We start from the raw sequence: 19,066 nt of genomic DNA, 5'->3' as shown, positions 1-19,066 counted from the left end.
CGGTTCTCCTATCGGTTCTTCCGGAAGACCCAGTTGCGGAACAGCAGGAACCGCAGGACGGTCGCGGCCAGGTTGGCCAGGACGAGCACCGCCAGCTCGGCGAACCGGCCGGGTTCCCCGGCGGAGTGCAGCAACGCGAGCGCACCACTGGTCAGGGCGAGCCCGAGGCCGAAGACGACGAGTCCGTCGAACTGGTGCCGCCCGGCGCCCTTTACGCCGCGCACACCGAAGGTGAACCGGCGGTTGGCCGCGGTGTTCGCGACCGCGGTGACCAGCAGCGCGATCAGGTTCGCCGGCTGCGCACCGGCTCCGGTTCGCAGCAGGACGTAGAGCACCAGGTAGGCCAGCGTGCTGCCGACCCCGATCGCGGCGAAGCGGACCAGCTGCCGGGCCAGTGTCGGTGGTACGCCGGGTTCGGTCACGGCGATCGGGTGCCGGCCGAGCTGGGCGCGGATCTGGCCGATCGGCAGCGTGCCCCGCGTGCAGCCCCGGACCATGCGGGCGACCCCCTTCAGGTCGGCGGTGGCGGTCGCGACGATGTCGACCGACGAGTTCGGGTCGTCCACCCAGTCGACCGGCACCTCGTGGATCCGCAGGCCGGCGCGCTGCGCGAGGACGAGCAGCTCGGTGTCGAAGAACCAGCCGGTGTCCTCGACCAGCGGCAGCAGCCGGCGGGCGACGTCGGCGCGGACCGCCTTGAAGCCGCACTGCGCGTCGGTGAACCGCGCGGCGAGCGCGCCGCGCAGGATCAGGTTGTAGCAGCGGGAGATGAACTCGCGCTTGGGTCCGCGCACCACGCGGGCGCCGCGGGCGAGCCGGGAGCCGATCGCGAGGTCCGAGTGCCCGGAGATCAGCGGCGCGACCAGCGGCAGCAGCGCGGCGAGGTCGGTGGACAGGTCCACGTCCATGTAGGCGAGCACCTGGGCGTCGGAGGCCGACCACGCGGTGTTGAGCGCCCGGCCGCGGCCCTTCTCGTCGACGTGGCGGACCCGCACACCCGGCAGTTCGGCGGCGAGTGCGTGCGCGATGGCGAGCGTGCCGTCCGTGCTGGCGTTGTCGGCGACGGTGATGCGGAACGGGTACGGCAGCGCGTCGGACAGGTAGGCGTGCAGGCGGCGCACGCAGGGCGCGAGGTCGGCCTCCTCGTTGTACACGGGGATCACGACGTCGAGGACCGGGGACGTGCTGCGCTGCGATGAGCCGGCCGGCCGAGGTGCGCGCGAGGCGTCGGCGGGGGTCGTCATGAGAACCCACGGTGGCGGGCCGCGTTGTGCCGATCATGTGGCCGGGCTGTGCGGAACCTGTGAGCCGCTCCCGATGATCTAGCTGGGGAAACGCACCGTGAATTCGGTGTGACCCGGCTTGCTCTGCACGCCGACGCGACCGCGGTGGGCGGTGACGACGGCGGCCACGATGGCCAGTCCGAGCCCGGTGCTGCCGGCCGCGCGGGAGCGGGAGGTGTCGCCGCGGGCGAACCGCTCGAACACGGTGGGCAGGACTTCCGGCGGGACGCCCGGCCCGTCGTCGGTCACGCGCAGCACGACTTCACCATCCTCTGTGGACAGACGGGTGGTGACCGCGGTGCCCGGCGGGGTGTGCGTGCGGGCGTTGTTGAGCAGGTTGAGCACGACCTGGTGCAGCTGGCCGGCGTCACCGACGACGGTGATCGGATCCGCCGGGACGTCGAGCAGCCACCGGTGGTCGCGCCCGGCGACGTGCGCGTCGGACACCGCATCGGCCACGATCCGGGAGAAGTCGACCGGCTCGTAGACGCGGTGCCGCCCGGAGTCCAGGCGCGCGAGCAGCAGCAGGTCCTCGACGAGGGTGGTCATCCGGGCCGACTCGGACTCCACGCGGCCCATCGCGAACGCGATGTCCGGTGGCACCGCCTCCCCGCTGCGCCGGGCCAGCTCGGCGTAACCGCGGATGGCGGCGAGCGGGGTGCGCAGCTCGTGGCTCGCGTCGGCGACGAACTGCCGCACCCGGCTCTCACTGGCCTGCCGCGCGTTCAGCGCCGCGCCGACGTGCCCGAGCATCTGGTTGAACGCCGCGCCGACCTTGCCGACCTCGGTGCGGGTGTCGGTGTCCACCGGCGGCACCCGGATCGACAGCGCGACCTCACCGCGGTCGAGCGGCAGCTGGGACACCTTGGCCGCGGTGTCGGCGAGCCGGTCCAGCGGGCGCATGGTGCGGCGGATGGTGATCGCGCCGAGCCCGCCGGCGAGGAGCAGGCCGCCGAGCGCGACACCGCCGAAGACGAACCCGAGCCGCCACAGGGTTTCGTCGACCTCGGCGAGCGGGAGGCCGGTGACGAGCAGCGTGCCGTCCGGCGCCCGCACCGACACGACCCGGTAGCCGCCGAGGGTGCCGAGGTCGACGCTGCGCCGCTTGCCGTCGCTGGGCAGTGCGAGCAGGGTGCGCAACTGGCCGGCCGGCACCGGGTCGCTGGGGAACGGGTTGTCCGCCGATCCGGTGTGCGAGCCGCGCAGCACGCCGGCCCGGGTGGTGCCGTCCGGGAAGACCGCGACCGCCAGCGTGCCGATGCCCTGTCCCGGTACCCGCAGCGAGTCCGGCGGCGGCTGGATCGGCGAGCCGTTCCACGAACCCGGGGGCGGCTGACGCGTGCCGCGCTCGCTCGCGGCCACCAGCCGGTCGTCGAGCTGGTGGTAGAGGAAGCTGCGCAACGCGACCTCGGTGACCAGGCCGACGACCAGGCACACGAGCGCGAGCAGCGCGATGACCTGCGCGATCAGCTTGCCGCGCAGGGAGGAGGGCAGGAGCCGCCGCGGGTGGGCGTGCTCAGCCTGCGGGTTTGAGGACATACCCCGCGCCGCGCATCGTGTGGATCATCGGCTCCCTGCCCGCGTCGATCTTCTTCCGGAGGTAGGAGATGTAGAGTTCCACGATGTTGGCCTGGCCGCCGAAGTCGTAGCTCCACACGCGGTCCAGGATCTGCGCCTTGGACAGCACCCGCTTGGGGTTGCGCATCAGGAAGCGCAGCAGCTCGAACTCGGTCGCGGTCAGCGAGACCGGGTCGCCGCCGCGGAACACCTCGCGGCTGTCCTCGTCCAGCGTGAGGTCGCCGACGGTCAGGGTCGAGCCCTCGTTCGCGGCGACCACCCGCGACCGGCGCAGCAGCGCCCGCAGCCGCAGCACGACCTCCTCCAGGCTGAACGGCTTCGTCACGTAGTCGTCGCCGCCCGCGGTGAGCCCGGCGATGCGGTCCTCCACCGCGTCGCGGGCGGTGAGGAACAACACGGGCAGGTGCGGCGCCTCGGTGCGCAGCCTGGTCAGCACCTCCAGACCGCTGAAGTCGGGCAGCATGACGTCCAGCACGACCGCGTCCGGGCGGAAATCCCGGGCCACGCGGACGGCCCCGCTGCCGGACCCGGCGCTGCGGGTCTCCCAGCCCTCCATGCGCAGGGCCATCGACACCAGTTCGGCGAGGGTCTCCTCGTCGTCGACGACGAGGATGCGCACCGGCGACCCGTCGGGGTGCTGCAGGTCGGCCTTGCCCGAACCGGACGGCGCGGTGTTCATGCTGGTCATGGTCCCATCTTCGGCCGCGGGAGTGGGCCCGTCCTGTGCGGCGGCTGTGCGTTCGCTGTGAACGGCCGAACCCCACAGCGTCCGCCCACCTCGTACACAGCTCGGGCACAGCGGGTTCGCGAAACCTGGGCGATGGCAGGGGTGGTCCCTGCGTCCGGCGATGCGAGAGGGACACGATGAGCACGGAGCCGACGACCACCGAGGTACCCGCCGCCGCGTGGGGCGACCCGCAGCCGCCCGCGCCCAGGTGGTCCGGCCGCAAGACCGCGATCGCCGCCGCCGTGGCGGTGGTCATCGTCGCGCTCGGCGGGGTGGCGATCTGGGCGGGCACCTCCTCGGAGGCGAACCAGCAGAGCCGCGGTGGCTTCCCGGGCGGCGGCCGGGCGGGGCAGCAGTTGGGGGCCGCGCCGTCGCTCCTGCGCGGCGCGTTGCACGGGGACTTCACGGTCGCCGCGAACGGCGGGTACGCGCTGGAGCGGTTCCAGAGCGGAAACGTGACGGCGCTGAGCGCCACCTCGATCACCGTCCGGAGTGCGGACGACTACACGCAGACCTACACCATCGGCTCGTCCACGGAGAAGACCGGCCAGGTGGCCACCGGCGCGACGGTCACCGTCCTGGCAACCGTCTCCGGCGACACCGCCGCCGCGACGACGATCACCGACGGGGCGGGCTTCGCCGACGGGCAGCCGGGCGGCTTCGCACCAGGTCAGGGCGGGTTCCCGGGCGGCGGCCGGTTCCGCGGCTGACCACCCCGGCGCTTCCGGGCCGCCGGGCGGCCAGGAAGCGCCGTTCACCACTCTCGGCGCGATGTGGTGGATAACACACGAACTCGGGATAATCGTGGTCAGGCGTGCAGGTCGAACTGGCCGGCCTTGACCCCTTCCAGGAAGGCCGCCCACTCGCCCGCGTCGAAGACGAAGACCGGGCTGGCCGCCAGCTTGGTGTCGCGCACCCCGACGAGGCCGGGCGCGGCGAGGTTCACCTCGACGCAGTTGCCGCCGTTGGGCTCGCTGGCGAAGGACTTCTGCCACTTCGACTCGTCGAACAGGCGCGCCGCCGTGCGCGGGTCGTACTGCACCGTTCGTGGCTGTTCCGGCATCAGTGCCTACCTCCGTGCGTGTGGAGCCGCCCGGCCGCGTCGCGCACCGTGGCGTGCCCTGGTCCGTTCGTCGGATCCCCCTGGGTCCGGTCGGGTGAACCGTTGTTGATCACTCGACACTGGGATTATTCCAGGACTAGGATTATTCCTGCCGGGCGGGGTTGATCATGAAACAGCGCCCGCCGCACCGGCAACGCACTGGGGAGGTTCGACGGTGCTCGCAGCAGAGGTGGCGGACCGGTCCGCGCCGGCCCCGTTCATGGTCGTCGGCAAGGTCAACGGCCGGGACACCGCGGTCCGGGCGGAGACCCCGGCGGAAGCGCTTTCCCGCATGCTCGACTGGCTCGCCGAAGACGCCGATGCCGCCGCGGTGTGGTACCTGCGCGAGGACTGGCCGGGTCCGGTGACCGTGATCGGCCGCCCGGCGCCCGGCACCGAACGGGAGTCCCGCCGGTGCGCGCACCTGTTCCCGCTCGAGCCGGGCATGGTCCTGCACGGCGCGATCACGGCCCGGTGCGGTACCCGTCTCGCGCTGCCCGGGATCGAATGGCTGGCGCTCGGCTCCGGGATGCCCTGCGAGCGCTGCCTCGCGAAGGCCGCGGCCGGGCGCCCCGTGGCGCGGCTGGACGGCGGACGAGGATGACCGTCCGGATCCTGACCGGCTCGACCACAGCCGAGCGCACCGAACCCGCCGTGGCCCCTCCCGTCCGTCGCCGGTGGACACTGCTGCCGCGCTCGTTCCGACGGCACTGGCACGCGTGGCGGCACAACGCCGAACTGGCCCTCTCCCACCCGCGGGGCTGAGCCGGGCTTGACGTTGACGCCAGGGTCAAGCCTTAGCGTCGCGGCATGGAGTCAACCAACGGATGGCACGGCCGCGCCGTGATCGTCACCGGAGGCGGCACCGGCATCGGCCGGGCCACCGCCCGGCTGTTCGCCGGCGAAGGCGCCGACGTCCTCGTGGTCGGCCGCCGGGCGGAGCCACTGGCCGGGACCGCCGCCACGCACCCCGGCATCCGCACCCTCGCGGCCGACCTCGGCAGCCCGGACGGCCCGGCGGCGATCGTCACCAGGGCGCTCGAGGAGTTCGGCCGCCTCGATGTGCTGGTCAACAACGCGGCCATCACCCGCCCGGCCGCGCTCGGCGCGATCGACCGGGACGTCGCCGGGCAGCAGATCACCACGAACCTGCTCGGCCCGGTGTTCCTCACCCAGCAGGCCCTGCCGCACCTCGGGGAGGGGGCGGTCGTCGTCAACGTCTCGTCCAACCCGCCGCACTACGGCTGGCGGGACAACTCGATCTACGGGTCCACCAAGGTGGCCCTGGACTTCCTCACCCGGACGTGGGCCGTGGAGCTCGCGGAGCGCGGGATCCGCGTCGTCTCCCTGGCGCCCGGCATCACCACCACCCCGGTGCTGGATCACGCGGGGCTGCCGGACGACTGGATCTCCGCCACGAGAGCCCGCATCCCGCTCCGGCGTACCGCGCAGCCGGAGGAGATGGCGTGGTGGATCGTGACCGTGGCACGACCGGAAGCCGGTTACCTGACCGGTACGGTCGTCCGCGTGGACGGCGGGCTGAGCGCGGGAGGCTGAGGCGTGCTGATCGGCGAACTGGCGGCCAGAGCCGGGACCACCACCCGCGCCCTGCGGTACTACGAGCAGCAGCGCCTGCTCCGGCCCCGGCGCACGCCGAACGGCTACCGCGACTACGACGAGCGGATGGTCGGCCGGGTGCGCAACATCCGGCTGCTGCTCTCCACGGGCCTGACCGCCGACGACGTCCGGGCGCTGCTCGGCTGCCTCGACGAGGAAATCACCGGCGGCCCGATCTGCCCGGCCAGCGCGCGGGTCGTCGCCCGGCGCCTCGCCGCGGTCGAGGACAAGATCGCCGCGCTCGACGTCGTCCGCGCCCGGCTCACCGCCGCGCTGGGGGACTGAGACGCACCGGCCGGCTCAGGCGCCCATCGCGGCGCGGTACTGCTCCGCCATCGCCTCGAGGAACTCGCGGGTCTCCTGGCGTTCCAGTGCCGCGCCGCGCAGGCGGTCCCACGCGTCGACGAACAGCTGGAAGTCCTTCTGCTCGTCCAGGTACACGCCGCCCGCCGCGTGTTCGACGTAGACGAAGTCGCGGGTGCGCTCCGGGAATCGCATGATCGTGAAGTCGTTCGGCACCGCGGCCAGCCGGGCGCCGAAGGGCAGCACGTGGATGTACACCCGCTGGCGCCGGTCCAGATCCAGCAGGTGCTCGATCTGGTCCAGCATCACCGCCGGCGCCTGGCCGCCGGGTGCGCGGTGCAGCGCGGCTTCGCTGATGATGAACCGGTAGTACGGCGGCTGCGGCTGGTCGAACACGGCCTTGCGGTCCAGCCGGTTGCGCACCAGCGAGGTGACGTCGGTGGCGCCGAACTCGGTGAACTGCTTGAGCATGTAGTGCTCGGACTGCAACGGACCGGGGATGCGCTCGCCGTGCCAGGTCATGATCTCCACGGCGGCCGGCTCGAGGTCGGTGAACGTGCGGAACCAGTGCGGCACCACCGACCGGTAGCCGGACCAGGCGCCACGGTTACCGGCCGCCGCACGGGCGAGACGCAGCAGCGCCTCCGACTCGTCCCCGTTGACGCCGAACGTCTCCAGCATGGTGCGCACGTCACCGAGCTTGACGCCCACCGCACCGGACTCGATCTTGTTGACCTTGCCCTGGGTGCACCCGAGCACCTCGGCGACCTGCTGCTGGGTCATCTTCGCGGCCAGCCGCGCGTGCCGGAGCTCGTTGCCGAGTTGTTTGCGACGGGAAGTAACGGTGCTAGCCATGGCCTATTTCCGCGCCCTCACCCGCTCCACGGCACCTCGCCCCTGGTTCGAACCCACCGACCGTACTCCATGCCGCACCGTAACGCGGCAGTGACCGTGAGCAGCATGACAGGAAACCGGGACGAACGCTAGTTACCCACGCGTTCACCAGGGAGAACACCGCACCGCGCTAGGGTGCGGGAAGAGCTTAGAGAGGGAAGGCTGCGCATGAGCAAGAAGGCGAGCATCGGCGTCACGGGCCTGGCCGTCATGGGCCGGAACCTGGCGCGCAACCTGGCGCGGCACGGGCACACCGTCGCCCTGCACAACCGTTCCGACCAGCGCACCCGCGAGCTGGTGGAGCAGTTCGGCGACGAAGGCGACTTCATCCCCACCTACTCCGCCCAGGAGTTCGTGGACGCGCTCGAACGGCCGCGCCAGCTGGTGATCATGGTCAAGGCCGGCGCCCCGACGGACGCGGTGATCGAGGAGTTCGCCCCGCTGCTGGACAAGGGCGACGTGATCGTCGACGCGGGCAACGCGCACTTCGCCGACACCCGGCGGCGCGAGGCGGCCCTGCGCGAGCGCGGGCTGCACTTCGTCGGCACCGGCGTCTCCGGCGGCGAGGAGGGCGCGCTGCACGGGCCGAGCATCATGCCGGGCGGGTCCCCGGAGTCGTACGAGTCGCTGGGGCCGCTGTTCGAGAGCATCTCGGCGAAGGTCGACGGCGACCCGTGCTGCACGCACGTCGGCCCCGACGGCGCCGGGCACTTCGTGAAGATGGTGCACAACGGCATCGAGTACGCCGACATGCAGCTGATCGCCGAGTCCTTCGACCTGCTGCGCGGCGCGCTGGGCTACGAGCCGGCGCAGATCGCGGAGGTGTTCCGGACGTGGAACACCGGGCGCCTCGACTCGTACCTGATCGAGATCACCGCCGAGGTGCTGGCGCACGTCGACGCCGCGACCGGCAGGCCGTTCGTGGACGTCGTCGCCGACCAGGCCGAGCAGAAGGGCACCGGCCGCTGGACCGTCCAGATCGGACTGGACCTCGGGGTGCCGATCAGCGGGATCGCGGAGGCGGTGTTCGCGCGGTCGCTGTCCGGCAGCGCGGACCTGCGCAAGGCCAGCCGCGGCCTGCCCGGCCCGGCCCGCGCGCCGCTGACCGGCGCGGCGGCGGAGACGTTCGCCGACGACGTGGAGCGCGCGCTGTACGCGTCGAAGATCGTCGCCTACGCCCAGGGCTTCAACCAGATCCAGGCCGGTGGCGCCGAGTACGGCTGGGACATCGACCTGGGTGCGCTGGCCGCGATCTGGCGCGGCGGCTGCATCATCCGGGCCAAGTTCCTGGACGACATCCGCGCCGCCTACGCCGACGAGCCGGGACTGCCCACGCTGCTCACCGCGGGCGACTTCCGCAAGGCCGTGGAGGACGCGCAGGAGTCGTGGCGTTCGGTGATCTCCACCGCGGTGCGGCTGGGCATCCCGACGCCGGGCTTCTCGACCGCCCTGGCCTACTACGACGGCCTGCGTGCCGAGCGGCTCCCGGCCGCCCTGGTGCAGGGACAGCGCGACTTCTTCGGCGCGCACACCTACCGCAGGGTCGACCGGGAGGGCTCGTTCCACACCCGCTGGGCCGACGACGGCCGCCCGGAGGCCGGGGCCTGACCGGCGGCGTGACGGGCGCCCCCGCGGGCGTCCGTCACGCGTCCGGGAACACGGTCCGCAGCATCGCGCGGATCTCCCCGTCGACGGCGTCCTTGGTGATGCCGAGTTCGGTGAGCACGTCGAAGGCCGGTCCCTCGGCCTGGTCGAGCAGGGCCAGCAGGATGTGCTCGGTGCCGACGTAGTCGTGCCCCAGCCGCAACGCTTCCCGCACGGTCAGTTCGATCACCTTGCGGGCGCGCGGGCCGAACGGGATGTGGGCGGGCAGCTCACCGACGGGAGGCGGGAGGGTCGCGCGGACCCGCTCGCCCACGGTCTCCGGCGTCGCGCCGAGTTCTTCCAGTGCCCTCGCCGCGAGGCCGTCCCGTTCGCCGGCCACGCCGATCAGGAGGTGGCCGGTGTCGATCTGCTCGCCGCCGGTGTCCCGCGCGATTTTCTCGGCGGTCACGATCGCCCGCCGCGCGCGTTCGGTGAAGCGGGTGAACGCCTCCGCACTCGAGAAGTCCTTGGGCACGAACCGTTTCTGCGCGGCCTGCTTGGACACGCCCATGCTGGCGCCGATGTCGGTCCAGGACGCGCCGCTGCGGCGCGCCTGGTCGACGAAGTGGCCGATCAGGTGGTCGGCGAGGTCGCCGAGGTGCTCGGCGAGCAGCACGGCATCGGTGAGGTGCTGCAGGGCATCGGAGTCGGGGTGCTGCCGGTTGACGGCCTGGATCAGGTCGTCGAGTTTCACGGAACTGGTCATGCGTCAACCCTAGGTTGACGATTCGCCGTTCGTCAACTTCGGGTTGACGATTTCGCCGTGGGCGGAACCCTCGATGAGCTCCAGATAGGCACGCGCAACCTCGGCGACGGGGATTGCGTCGTCCGGCGCCGACGGCGTTCCCGCCACCCAGCCCGGGCTGACGACGTTGAGGCGGATCCCGCGTGGCATCTCGATCGCGGCCGCCCGGACGAACGCCTCCAGCCCGGCGTTGACGAGGTGGCCCCACGAACTGCCGGGAACCGGCGCGGCGAACCGGCCACTGGTCAAGGTGATCGACCCGCCGTCGCGGACGTGGTGCACGGCCCGCCGCACCAGGTGCACCTGCCCCAGCAGCTTCCCGTCCAGCCCGGCGGTGAACTCCTCGTCGGCACCGCTCAGCAGCGGTGTCATCCCACCACTGGCCGCGCAGCACACCACCGCGCCGACCCCGGGCACCGCGGTGAACAGGCGATCGATGGCGGACGGGTCGGCCAGGTCCACCCGCACCGGCCCGCGCCGCGCGGCGCGGACGACCTCGTGCCGCGGTTCCAGCGAGCGGACGACAGCGCTGCCGATGGTGCCGTGCGCACCGATCACGATGATCTTCACGAGCTCCAGCCTGTCCGGAGTGCCACCCCCGGTCCAGGCACCTGCTGTTCCTACCAACGACAGGGTCAGGCTGCCCACCGGGAGATCGGCGATACTCGGTGAGGTGGAGTTGGGTGAGTTCCTGAGGTCCCGGCGAGCGCGCTTGCAGCCCGACGAAGCCGGCCTGCCGAGCCACGGCGAGCGGCGGCGGGTTCCCGGCCTGCGGCGAGAGGAACTCGCCCAACTGGCCGGGGTCAGCGCCGCCTACTACACGCGGCTCGAACAGGGGCAGAGCCGGAACGCGTCGGACGCGGTCCTGGAGGCACTGGCCCGTGTCCTGCGCCTGGACGAGGACGAGCGCACCCACCTGCTCACCCTCGCCCGCCCCGGACGACGCCCGCGACGGCCGGCGCCGCGCGAGCAACTCCGGTCCGAGGTCCGCGTGATGATCGAGTCCTTCCGGGACGTGCCCGCGCTCGTACTCGGGCGGCGCACCGACATCCTGGCCTGGAACCGGATGGCGCACGCCCTGCTGGCCCGGCACCTCGACTTCGGTGCGCCGGAGCGGACCGCGGACCGTCCGAACTGGACACGCATGTTCTTCCTGGACCCGCGGTTGCGGGAGCTGTTCACCGCCTGGCCGGACAAGGCCCGCGACACGGTGGCCGACCTGCGGATGATCGCCGGGCGCTACCCGGACGACAGCCGGCTGGCCGCGCTGATCGGCGAGCTGGCCATGAAGAGCGCGGAGTTCGCCCGGCTGTGGGCGCAGCACTCGGTCCGGGGTTGCGCCTCGCACTCCCGGGAGTACCGCCATCCCGTCGCCGGCCGGCTGACGCTGACCGACGAACTCCTCGCCCTGACCGACGAGGGGCAGCGGATCGCGGTGTTCACCGCCGAACCCGGATCGCCCTCGGAAGCCGCTCTGGGGCTGCTCGCGCCGCCGCGTCAGGCGAACGGCAGGCCCACGTAGTTCTCCGCGATGCTGGTCGCGGCCGCGCGGGAGCTCGCCGTGTAGCGCAGTTGCGACAGCTGGAGCCGCCGGGCGAAAGCATCCGCCGACGGGTCCACGTGCAGCATCGACGTCATGTACCAGGAGAAGTGCTCGGCCCGCCACACGCGCCGCAGGCAGGTGTCCGAATAGGACTCGGCCAGCTCGGACCGCCCGTGGCGCAACAACTCCACCAGCGCCCGGGACAGCACCCGGACGTCGGCGACCGCGAGGTTCATGCCCTTGGCACCGGTGGGCGGGACGATGTGCGCGGCATCCCCGGCGAGGAAGAGCCGACCGTACCGCATGGGCTCGGTGACGAAACTGCGCATCGGCGTGATGCCCTTGTCCAGGATCGGCCCCTCGCGCAACACGAAGTCGTGTGCGTTCGTGGTGAGGCGGACGTCCAGTTCGGACCAGATCCGGTCGTCCGGCCAGTTCTCGATCTTCTCGTCGCTGGGCACCTGCAGGTAGAGCCGGGTGATCTCCGGCGAGCGCATGCTGTGCAGGGCGAAACCGCGCTCGTGGTGGGTGTAGATCAGCTCCTCGTGCGACGGCGGGGTCCGCGCCAGCACACCCAGCCACGCGAACGGGTACTCGCGGTCGAACGTGGTGACCGCATCCGCCGGGATCCGCGGCCTGCTGACACCGTGGAAGCCGTCGCAACCGGCGATCGCGTCGCACTCCAGGGTCCGCGCCGCCCCGTCGGCGTCGCGGTAGGTGATGCGCGGCCGATCGGTGTCCACGTCGTGCAGCTCGACGCCCGAGACCTCGAAGTGGACCGGATACCCCTTGGCCTCGTGCGCGGCGATCAGGTCCTTGACGATCTCCTGCTGGCCGTACACGGTGATCGACTTGCCGGTCAGCTCGGTCAGCGCGATCCGGTGGTCCTGACCGTCGAACCGGAGCGCGAAACCGTGGTGCGGCAGCCCTTCCGCGTCCAGCCGGTCCGCGACGCCGATCTCCCGCAGCAGCTCGACCGTCGGGTGCTCGCACACCCCGGCGCGCACCCGCTTCTCCACGTAGGCCCGGCTGCGCGCCTCCAGGACCACCGCGTCGACCCCCTCGGCGTGCAGCAGGTACGACAGCAGCAGACCCGCCGGCCCGGCGCCGATGATCCCGACCTGTGTGCGCGTCACCACGAACCTCCACGCTCCGCTGTTGCCGCACCCAGGATGGTGGCCGGCCGGGCTGGGGACCAGCACCGCTTCTGCCCAGTGGAAGCTCAGCGCTGCTGGGCGAGCCAGTCGTCGAACGTGGTCGGCGCGATCCGGGCATCCGCACCGGCCAGCATCACCTCCCCCGCCATCTCCGGGCCGAACTGCCCCCGCCACGTCGGCACGAACTTCGCCGCGCGGCCGCGTACCTGGTAGCTCCGGCGGGCCATGTCCACCAGGTCCTGCGGCTCCGGGCCCGCGAGGTCGAGACGGTCGCGCAGCGGGACGCCGCTCGCGACCTCGGCGAGGACCTCCGCCACGTCGGCCGGGGCGACCGGCTGGACCAGCAGCGGTGCGATGGACACGACTCCGTCGCGCTCGTTCCAGCCGGCCACCATCTCGGCGAAGTCGTGGAACTGCGTGGCCCGCACGATCGACCACGGAACCGGACCGCCGGCGACCAGGCGTTCCTGTTCGCGCTTGCCCGCGTAGTGCGCGTTGCCCTCGACACGGTCCACACCGAGGATCGACAGCAGCACGTGGTGCCGGACCCCGGCACGCTCCTCGGCCGCGAGCAGCCTCGCGGTGGTGTCACCGAAGTACGCCACCGTCTCGTCCCTGCCCAGCACCGGCCCGTTCGTGACGTCGACAACCACCGCCACCCCGTGCAACGCCTCGTCCAGCCCGGCACCGGTGGCGAGGTCGACGCCCAGCGCGCGGCTCATCCGCACCACCTCGTGGCCGTTGCGCTCCAGGGCGGCGGCCGTGCGGTGGCCGATGTTGCCGGTGGCACCGGCGACTGCGATACGCATGAGGTCTCCTATATTGCGGATAATGTAGGTCCACAATATCAGGGATAGACTGGTCGATGTGAAGCTGCCTTCGAGCACGGAATGGGTCCTGCACTGCGCCACCACCCTGGCGCAGCTCGAACCCGGCGCCACCGCGTCGACGGCGCAGCTCGCCGAGTACTTCGACCTCCCGGCGCCCTACCTCGCCAAACAGCTGAAATACCTGGTCAGGGCCGGGGTGCTGACCGCCACCACCGGCCCGCGCGGCGGTTTCCGGCTCGCCCGCCCCGCGGCGGAGATCACCCTGCTGCAGATCGTCGAGGCGGTCGACGGCGCCTCGTCACCCTACGAGTGCCGCGAGATCCGGCAGCAGGGCCGCGGCGCGCTGCCGCCCGAGGACTGCCGGAACACGTGCCTGCTGGCGGCGCGGATGAACGAGGCCCACGAAGCCTGGCGCGGCACGCTCGCGGCACAGACCCTGGCCGGCGTGCTCGCCGATCTGCCACCTTCGGCACCGGACCACACCCGCCGCGTGATCGCGGCCATCACCCCGGCCCGGAGGGGCTGACCGGTCAGCCCGGCTGCCGCAGCACCCGGGGCGCCCCCAGCGCCCGGGAAATCCCCCGCGCGGCCGCCCGCACGGCCGGCACCATCGAGCGGGGATCCGGACCGGCCGCCGGGATGACGATCGAGATCGCGGCCACCACCGCGTCGTCCGCCCCGTGGACCGGGGCCGCGACGGACAGCGACACCATCTCCACCTGCCGGTCGCTGATCACGTAGCCGTCGCGCCGCGCGTCGGCCAGTGCGCGCCGCAGCTCCTCGCCCGAGGTGATCGTCTTCGGCGTGTACTGGCGCAGCGGCGCGGACAGCACCGCCTCCTGCACCTCCGCCGGGGCGTGCGCGAGCAGCACCAGACCGACGCCGGTCGCGTGCGCGGCGAGCCGCCCGCCGGGCCGCGACACGATGCTGACCGCGTTGCGCCCGGAGATCCGCTCGACGTACACCACGTCCGGCGCGTCGAGCACCGCGAGCTGCACGTTCTCGTGCGTGGCCTCGTACAGGTCCTCCAGGAACGGCATGGCGGCGTCGCGCAGCACCGTGCCGCGCGGGGACAGCGAGGCGATCTCCCACAGCCACAACCCGATCCGGTACCGCCCGTCGTCCTGCCGCTCCAGCGCACCACGCCGCGCCAGCTCACCCACGATCCGGTGCGTGGTGGACAGCGGCAGCCCGGTGCGGCGGCTCAGCTCGGACAACGTCATCGCCGGCCGGTCCGGGGTGAAGGCACCCAGCACGTCGAGCACGCGATCGACCACCGAGGGCGCCTGCGCCGATGTGTGCCGCATCAGCCCAGGTTAACGGCCCCAGACCAGTTCGGCGGTCGCCACGATCCGCTCCAGCTTCGCCTTCTGCTCGTCCTGGGTCAGGTCGTTGCCCTCCTCGGTGGAGGAGAACCCGCACTGCCCGGACAGGCACAGCTGGTCGAGGTCGACGTACCGGGCGGCCTCGTCGATCCGCCGCCGCAGCACATCCACCGGCTCCAGCTCGCCGCGCTTCGTGGTGACCAGGCCGAGCACGACGTGCTTGCCCTTCGGCACGAACCGCAGCGGCTCGAACCCGCCGGAGCGTTCGTCGTCGAACTCCAGGAAGTAGCCGTCCACGTCCAGCTCGTTGAACAGCGCGTCGGCGACGAAGTCGTAGCCACCGGAGGCGACCCAGGAGGAGCGGAAGTTGCCGCGGCACAGGTGGGTGGTGACGGTCAGCCCCGCCGGCCGCCCGGCCAGCGCGGCGTTCATGGTCTTGATGTTGCGGACGTGCTGCCGGTCCGGGTCGCCGCCCATCTCGGCGACCAGCCGCCGCTGCGCCGGGTCGTTGAGGTAAGCCAGACTGGTGTCGTCGAGCTGCAGGTAGGTGCAGCCCAGCTCGGCCATTCCGGCGATTTCCTCGGCGTAGGCGGCGGCGAGGTCGGCGTAGAACTCCTCCAGGTCCGGGTAGACCTCCTCGGAGACCGCGCGCCTGCCGCCGCGGTAGTAGATCATGCTCGGCGACGGGATGGTCTGCTTCGGCGTCTGCGAGTCGTCCACAATGGACTCGAGGAAGGTGAAGTGGTCGCCGAAGATGGTCCGGCTCAGCCCGACCTTGCCGTCGACCTTCAGCCCGGCCGGGCTGAATTCGAGGTCCCCGGCCGCGTTGTGGAACTTGACGTGCAGCTTCTCGTCGCTGCGTGAGACGCCGTCGAGCTGGTAGATGAAGTCCATGTGCCAGGAGGCGCGGCGGAACTCGCCGTCGGTGGCCGACCGCAGCCCGACCTCCCGCTGCATCGCGACCACGTCCCGGATCGCCCGGTCCTCCACCGCCTTGAGGTCGTCGGCGCCGATCGCGCCGCGTACGAAGTCCTCGCGGGCCCGGTGCAACTCGGCGGGCCGCAGCAGGCTGCCCACGTGGTCGGCGCGGAACGGCGGTGTCGTGCGCGCAGTCATGCCCCGATCTTCGACCAGTCGGCGGCGCGGAGCAACCGTCAGCCGACGTGCACCAGCGGCCGCCGGCGCGGATCCGGCTCGGCGCGGCGCAGCACCTCGCGGGTGACCGGCGGGACGTCGCCGTCGCCGAAGATCAGGTAGCGCACGATGAACCGGAACGGGTTGCCCTCGGTCCAGGCGAAGTACACGTCCGGGCGGATGCCCGTGTGGTCGCGGACGTGCAGCAGGATCGCCGCGATGGCGTTGGCGATCGACGGGCTCTGCACGCGCAGGATCCGGTAGCCGTAGCGCTTCTCGCCGTGGACGTGCAGCGTGGACTGGAAGTCGGAGGCGTCGGAAATGGTCACCTCGAGGAAGATCGGCGTGGAATCGGCCGGGATGTGCATGTTCTCCCGTGCCTCGGCCTCCTTGTCCCGGTACTCGGCCTCGTCCCGGGCGTCCGGCTCGTTGGCGATGATCCGCACGTGCCCGCTGCGCACGGCCCGGTCCAGGATCCGCTGGGCGGCCGCGTCGAACCGGACCTCCTCGACCCGCAGCTCCAGCGAGCGGGTGGCGCGCGAGACCAGCGACGTGCTGATGATCGCGAGGATGAACAACGCGGCGATCTTCACCCCGTCCGGCCGCTCGACGATGTTCGCCATCGTCGTGTAGCCGAACACGACCGTGATGACGAGGTAGGCCACGAAGGCCGCGGTCCGCCGGCGCCGCCGCGCGGACAGCGTCACCGCCAGCGCGGCCGAGGAGATCAGCACCAGCACACCCGTCGCGTATGCGCCGCCCTGCGCGTCGACGCTGGCGTCGAAGATCCAGGTGATCAGGAACGCGGTCAGTGAGATCACCACGACCAGCGGACGGGTCGCCGCCGCCCAGCTCGGCGCCATGCCGTACCGGGGCAGGTAACGCGGGACGAGGTTGAGCAGGCCGGCCATCGCCGACGCCCCGGCGAACCACAGGATCGCGATGGTGCTCGCGTCGTACACCGTGCCGAAGGCGTTGCCGAGGTAGGCGTGCGCGAGGTAGGCCAGCGCGCGGCCGTTCGCCGGGCCGCCGGGCTCGAACTCCGCCTGCGGGATCAGCACGCTCGTGGTGAAGCTGGACACGATCAGGAACGCGCTCATGATCAATGCGGCCGTGGTGAGCAGGCGGCGGGTGTGCCGGATCCGCCCGGGCAGGTCGGGGCCGTGCACCAGCGGCATCACCGACACCCCGGTCTCGAACCCGGACAGGCCGAGCGCGAGCTTGGGGAAGACCAGCAGGGACACCCCGGCCATCACCCAGATGTTGCCGTGCTGGGCGAACAGCAGGTTCTTCCAGTCGACCACCAGGTGCGGGCTGCCGACGACGTGGGCGATCGCGGCGGCGACGACGACCGCGTTGAGCAGCAGGTACACCCCAACCAGGGCGACCGCGATCCCGATCGCCTCGGCGAAGCCCTTGAAGAACACCGCGCCCAGCGCGGCGATCAGCACCAGTGTGATCAGCAGGTTCTCGCCGTGCAGGAAACCCAGGTAGGGGTTCTCGCTGGCGTGCGCGGCCGCGTCGGCGGCGGACAGGGTGATCGTGATGACGAAGTCGGTCGCGGCGAACCCGAGCAGCACCAGGACCAGCAGCTTGCCCTTCCACCGGGACAGCAGCTTCTCCAGCATCGCCAGGGAGCCCTGGCCGTGCGGGCTCTCCTCGGCCACCCTCCGGTAGATCGGCAGTGCGCCGGCCAGCGTGAGCACGACCAGCACGATCGTCGCCACCGGGGACAGCAGGCCGGCCGCGAGCGCGGCGATGCCCGGCTGATACCCCAGCGTGGAGAAGTAGTCCACACCGGTCAGGCACATGACTTTCCACCACGGGTGCTCGCGCTCGGCCACGCGCCCATGATCCCCGCTCCCGCCGGGGACGCCACCTTCCCGGCCACAAGTGCCGGGAAAGCGGCGTTTGCCCCGATCAGGCGGGTGGTCCGAGCACCACCACCGAGTTGTGGCCGCCCATACCGAGCGACGACTTGGCGGTCAGACCGTCACCGACCGGCACGCGGCCGGTGAGCAGCTGCGGGTGCCCGGCAGCCACCGCGGGCGGCGCCGGGACGAACCCGCGGTCGTAGCCGAGCGCCGAGACCGCCACCTCGACCGCCGAGGCCGCGCACTGGCAGTGCCCGGTGAGCGGCTTGAGCGAGTAGATGCCCGTCGAGTTGCCGAACTCCTGCTCGAGGATCGTCGCCTCGGCCTGGTCGCACTGCCTGGTCCCCGGTCCGTGCGCGTTGAGGTAGCGGATCGCCGCGGCGGGCACCCCGGCGTTGGCCAGCGCGTCCTGGAAACACCCGCGCACCTGGCTCAGGTCCGGGTCCACGGAGGTCACGTGATACCCGTCGTGCGACATCGCACCACCCAGCGCGAGCGCGTAGGGCCGGGTCGCGTTCTTCGACAGCACGAACGCGACCGACGCCTCGCCCACCGGGAACCCGCGGCTGCCCTCCTGGAACGGGCGGCAGGCCTCGAGGGGCTCGATGTCGGTCACCGCCACCCCGAGCCGCACGAAGTGCAGGACGTTCTCCGGCGACGCGGAGACGTCGGTCGCGACGAACACCACGTCGTCGACGATGCCGGCGTCCAGCCACGCCTTCGCGGTGAGCAGACCGGCGTTGCCGGAGGCGCACATCGCGGAGACGTTCATCGCCGGGCCGTGGAACCCGAACTCCTGCATGAAGGTCGACATCGGTGTGGAGGGCATCAGCCCGAGGTACTCGCGGGGCCGCAGGTCGCAGTTGCGCTCGAGGTAGAACTGCCGCCACAGGTCCACGTCGCCGAGCACCGCGGCGTGCAGCAGGCCAACGCGCTTCCCGGGCCGCCAGCCACGCTCCCCCGCGTCGGCGATCGCCTCCCGGGCGGCGGCGCGCATCGCCCGCGCGAACCGGCTCGGTCCGTCGATCGGGTTACCACCATCGGGGATTTTCGCCACCCACCCCGGCTCATCCGGATGCGCACCGTAACCAGATTCCAGGCCGGCCGCCGGTTTGCCGGACTTCAGGCCGTCCCAGAGATGCTCCCGGCCCCACCCGTATCCGGTGACGGCCCCGATTCCGCAGATTGCCATTTCCCGCGAGTCCATCGCACTCGCCCCTCCTTTGTGGTTGCAACTACGATCCGTTCCGGGGAACGGATCCGTCTCAAGGGAACGTCGGCGGGGCACCCGGCCACAATCGGGAGCAGCG

The 19,066-nt window shown here is 71.9% G+C and carries 20 protein-coding genes; 7 read left to right on the top strand and 13 right to left on the bottom strand.

Features of this window, described 5'->3' with window-relative positions; translation table 11 throughout:
- Window positions 1–8 precede the first annotated feature (8 nt).
- The 3 genes from FHX45_RS17815 to FHX45_RS17805 form a co-directional block, all read right to left on the bottom strand.
- A complete protein-coding gene (locus FHX45_RS17815) occupies window positions 9–1,244 on the bottom strand; it encodes a bifunctional glycosyltransferase family 2/GtrA family protein (protein ID WP_167103020.1) in 1,236 nt (411 codons plus the stop codon).
- A gap of 78 nt (window positions 1,245–1,322) precedes the next feature.
- A complete protein-coding gene (locus tag FHX45_RS17810) occupies window positions 1,323–2,822 on the bottom strand; it encodes a HAMP domain-containing sensor histidine kinase (protein ID WP_167103017.1) in 1,500 nt (499 codons plus the stop codon).
- Window positions 2,800–3,549 carry a response regulator transcription factor gene (locus FHX45_RS17805; RefSeq protein ID WP_167103015.1) on the bottom strand — a complete coding sequence of 250 codons (750 nt, stop codon included), beginning with the start codon at window positions 3,547–3,549 and terminating at the stop codon, window positions 2,800–2,802. Before FHX45_RS17805 ends, FHX45_RS17810 begins: the two co-directional genes overlap by 23 nt.
- 176 nt (window positions 3,550–3,725) lie before the next feature.
- On the opposite strand from FHX45_RS17805, the gene FHX45_RS17800 reads away from it, so the two are divergent.
- Window positions 3,726–4,298 (top strand): hypothetical protein, encoded by a 573-nt coding sequence (locus FHX45_RS17800; RefSeq protein ID WP_167103012.1) that lies wholly within the window; start codon window positions 3,726–3,728, stop codon window positions 4,296–4,298.
- Between the two features lie 98 nt (window positions 4,299–4,396).
- On the opposite strand, the gene FHX45_RS17795 is transcribed toward FHX45_RS17800, so the two are convergent.
- Complete coding sequence (locus tag FHX45_RS17795; protein ID WP_167103009.1) at window positions 4,397–4,651, bottom strand: DUF397 domain-containing protein; 255 nt, start codon at window positions 4,649–4,651, stop codon at window positions 4,397–4,399.
- A 214-nt stretch (window positions 4,652–4,865) separates the two neighbouring features.
- Here FHX45_RS17795 and FHX45_RS17790 point away from each other — a divergent pair, with 214 nt between their 5' ends.
- The 3 genes from FHX45_RS17790 to FHX45_RS17780 all read left to right on the top strand — a co-directional run bounded on the left by FHX45_RS17790 (window position 4,866) and on the right by FHX45_RS17780 (window position 6,592).
- Window positions 4,866–5,294, top strand: a complete 429-nt coding sequence (locus FHX45_RS17790; RefSeq protein WP_167103006.1) for a hypothetical protein — start codon at window positions 4,866–4,868, stop codon at window positions 5,292–5,294.
- Window positions 5,295–5,500: 206 nt separating this feature from the next.
- The gene (locus FHX45_RS17785; protein ID WP_208405982.1) at window positions 5,501–6,247 is read left to right on the top strand and encodes an SDR family NAD(P)-dependent oxidoreductase; all 747 of its coding nucleotides are present in this window, start codon (window positions 5,501–5,503) and stop codon (window positions 6,245–6,247) included.
- Between the two features lie 3 nt (window positions 6,248–6,250).
- Entirely contained in the window at window positions 6,251–6,592 is a 342-nt protein-coding gene (locus FHX45_RS17780) for a MerR family transcriptional regulator (RefSeq protein WP_167103003.1), read from the top strand.
- 15 nt (window positions 6,593–6,607) lie between these two features.
- Here the strand turns inward: FHX45_RS17780 and FHX45_RS17775 are convergent, their stop codons facing one another.
- Window positions 6,608–7,465 (bottom strand): helix-turn-helix domain-containing protein, encoded by an 858-nt coding sequence (locus tag FHX45_RS17775; RefSeq protein WP_167103000.1) that lies wholly within the window; start codon window positions 7,463–7,465, stop codon window positions 6,608–6,610.
- A 207-nt stretch (window positions 7,466–7,672) separates the two neighbouring features.
- Between FHX45_RS17775 and gndA the strand changes: the two genes are divergently transcribed.
- Entirely contained in the window at window positions 7,673–9,112 is a 1,440-nt protein-coding gene (gndA, locus tag FHX45_RS17770; protein ID WP_167102997.1) for an NADP-dependent phosphogluconate dehydrogenase, read from the top strand.
- Between the two features lie 34 nt (window positions 9,113–9,146).
- Here gndA and FHX45_RS17765 read toward each other — a convergent pair whose 3' ends face one another.
- Both FHX45_RS17765 and FHX45_RS17760 read right to left on the bottom strand, forming a co-directional pair.
- The gene (locus FHX45_RS17765) at window positions 9,147–9,854 is read right to left on the bottom strand and encodes a Clp protease N-terminal domain-containing protein (protein ID WP_167102994.1); all 708 of its coding nucleotides are present in this window, start codon (window positions 9,852–9,854) and stop codon (window positions 9,147–9,149) included.
- Between the two features lie 9 nt (window positions 9,855–9,863).
- Window positions 9,864–10,463 carry a short chain dehydrogenase gene (locus tag FHX45_RS17760; protein ID WP_167102991.1) on the bottom strand — a complete coding sequence of 200 codons (600 nt, stop codon included), beginning with the start codon at window positions 10,461–10,463 and terminating at the stop codon, window positions 9,864–9,866.
- 142 nt (window positions 10,464–10,605) lie between these two features.
- On the opposite strand from FHX45_RS17760, the gene FHX45_RS17755 reads away from it, so the two are divergent.
- Window positions 10,606–11,415, top strand: coding sequence for a helix-turn-helix domain-containing protein (locus tag FHX45_RS17755; RefSeq protein ID WP_243869089.1), 810 nt, complete (start codon window positions 10,606–10,608; stop codon window positions 11,413–11,415).
- Here the strand turns inward: FHX45_RS17755 and FHX45_RS17750 are convergent.
- Window positions 11,391–12,572 carry a 4-hydroxybenzoate 3-monooxygenase gene (locus FHX45_RS17750; protein WP_167102985.1) on the bottom strand — a complete coding sequence of 394 codons (1,182 nt, stop codon included), beginning with the start codon at window positions 12,570–12,572 and terminating at the stop codon, window positions 11,391–11,393. The two genes, FHX45_RS17755 and FHX45_RS17750, sit on opposite strands and share 25 nt — an antisense overlap.
- Before the next feature lie 86 nt (window positions 12,573–12,658).
- Window positions 12,659–13,402, bottom strand: coding sequence for an SDR family oxidoreductase (locus FHX45_RS17745; RefSeq protein WP_167102982.1), 744 nt, complete (start codon window positions 13,400–13,402; stop codon window positions 12,659–12,661).
- Between the two features lie 58 nt (window positions 13,403–13,460).
- Here FHX45_RS17745 and FHX45_RS17740 point away from each other — a divergent pair, with 58 nt between their 5' ends.
- A complete protein-coding gene (locus FHX45_RS17740; RefSeq protein WP_167102979.1) occupies window positions 13,461–13,949 on the top strand; it encodes an Rrf2 family transcriptional regulator in 489 nt (162 codons plus the stop codon).
- A 4-nt stretch (window positions 13,950–13,953) separates the two neighbouring features.
- Here FHX45_RS17740 and FHX45_RS17735 read toward each other — a convergent pair whose 3' ends face one another.
- From FHX45_RS17735 to FHX45_RS17720, 4 genes are all read right to left on the bottom strand, one after another.
- The gene (locus tag FHX45_RS17735; RefSeq protein WP_167102976.1) at window positions 13,954–14,730 is read right to left on the bottom strand and encodes an IclR family transcriptional regulator; all 777 of its coding nucleotides are present in this window, start codon (window positions 14,728–14,730) and stop codon (window positions 13,954–13,956) included.
- Window positions 14,731–14,739: 9 nt separating this feature from the next.
- On the bottom strand, window positions 14,740–15,864 hold the full coding sequence (locus FHX45_RS17730; RefSeq protein ID WP_167102973.1) for a 5-methyltetrahydropteroyltriglutamate--homocysteine S-methyltransferase: 1,125 nt from the start codon (window positions 15,862–15,864) through the stop codon (window positions 14,740–14,742).
- Between the two features lie 38 nt (window positions 15,865–15,902).
- The gene (locus FHX45_RS28140; RefSeq protein WP_341771510.1) at window positions 15,903–17,726 is read right to left on the bottom strand and encodes an APC family permease; all 1,824 of its coding nucleotides are present in this window, start codon (window positions 17,724–17,726) and stop codon (window positions 15,903–15,905) included.
- 76 nt (window positions 17,727–17,802) lie between these two features.
- Window positions 17,803–18,963, bottom strand: a complete 1,161-nt coding sequence (locus FHX45_RS17720) for a beta-ketoacyl synthase N-terminal-like domain-containing protein (RefSeq protein ID WP_167102970.1) — start codon at window positions 18,961–18,963, stop codon at window positions 17,803–17,805.
- Window positions 18,964–19,066 lie beyond the last annotated feature (103 nt).

Origin of the sequence: Amycolatopsis granulosa, assembly GCF_011758745.1 — a bacterium.
GTDB classification, from domain to species: domain Bacteria; phylum Actinomycetota; class Actinomycetes; order Mycobacteriales; family Pseudonocardiaceae; genus Amycolatopsis_E; species Amycolatopsis_E granulosa.
This window is presented reverse-complemented; position numbering and strand designations above follow the sequence as displayed.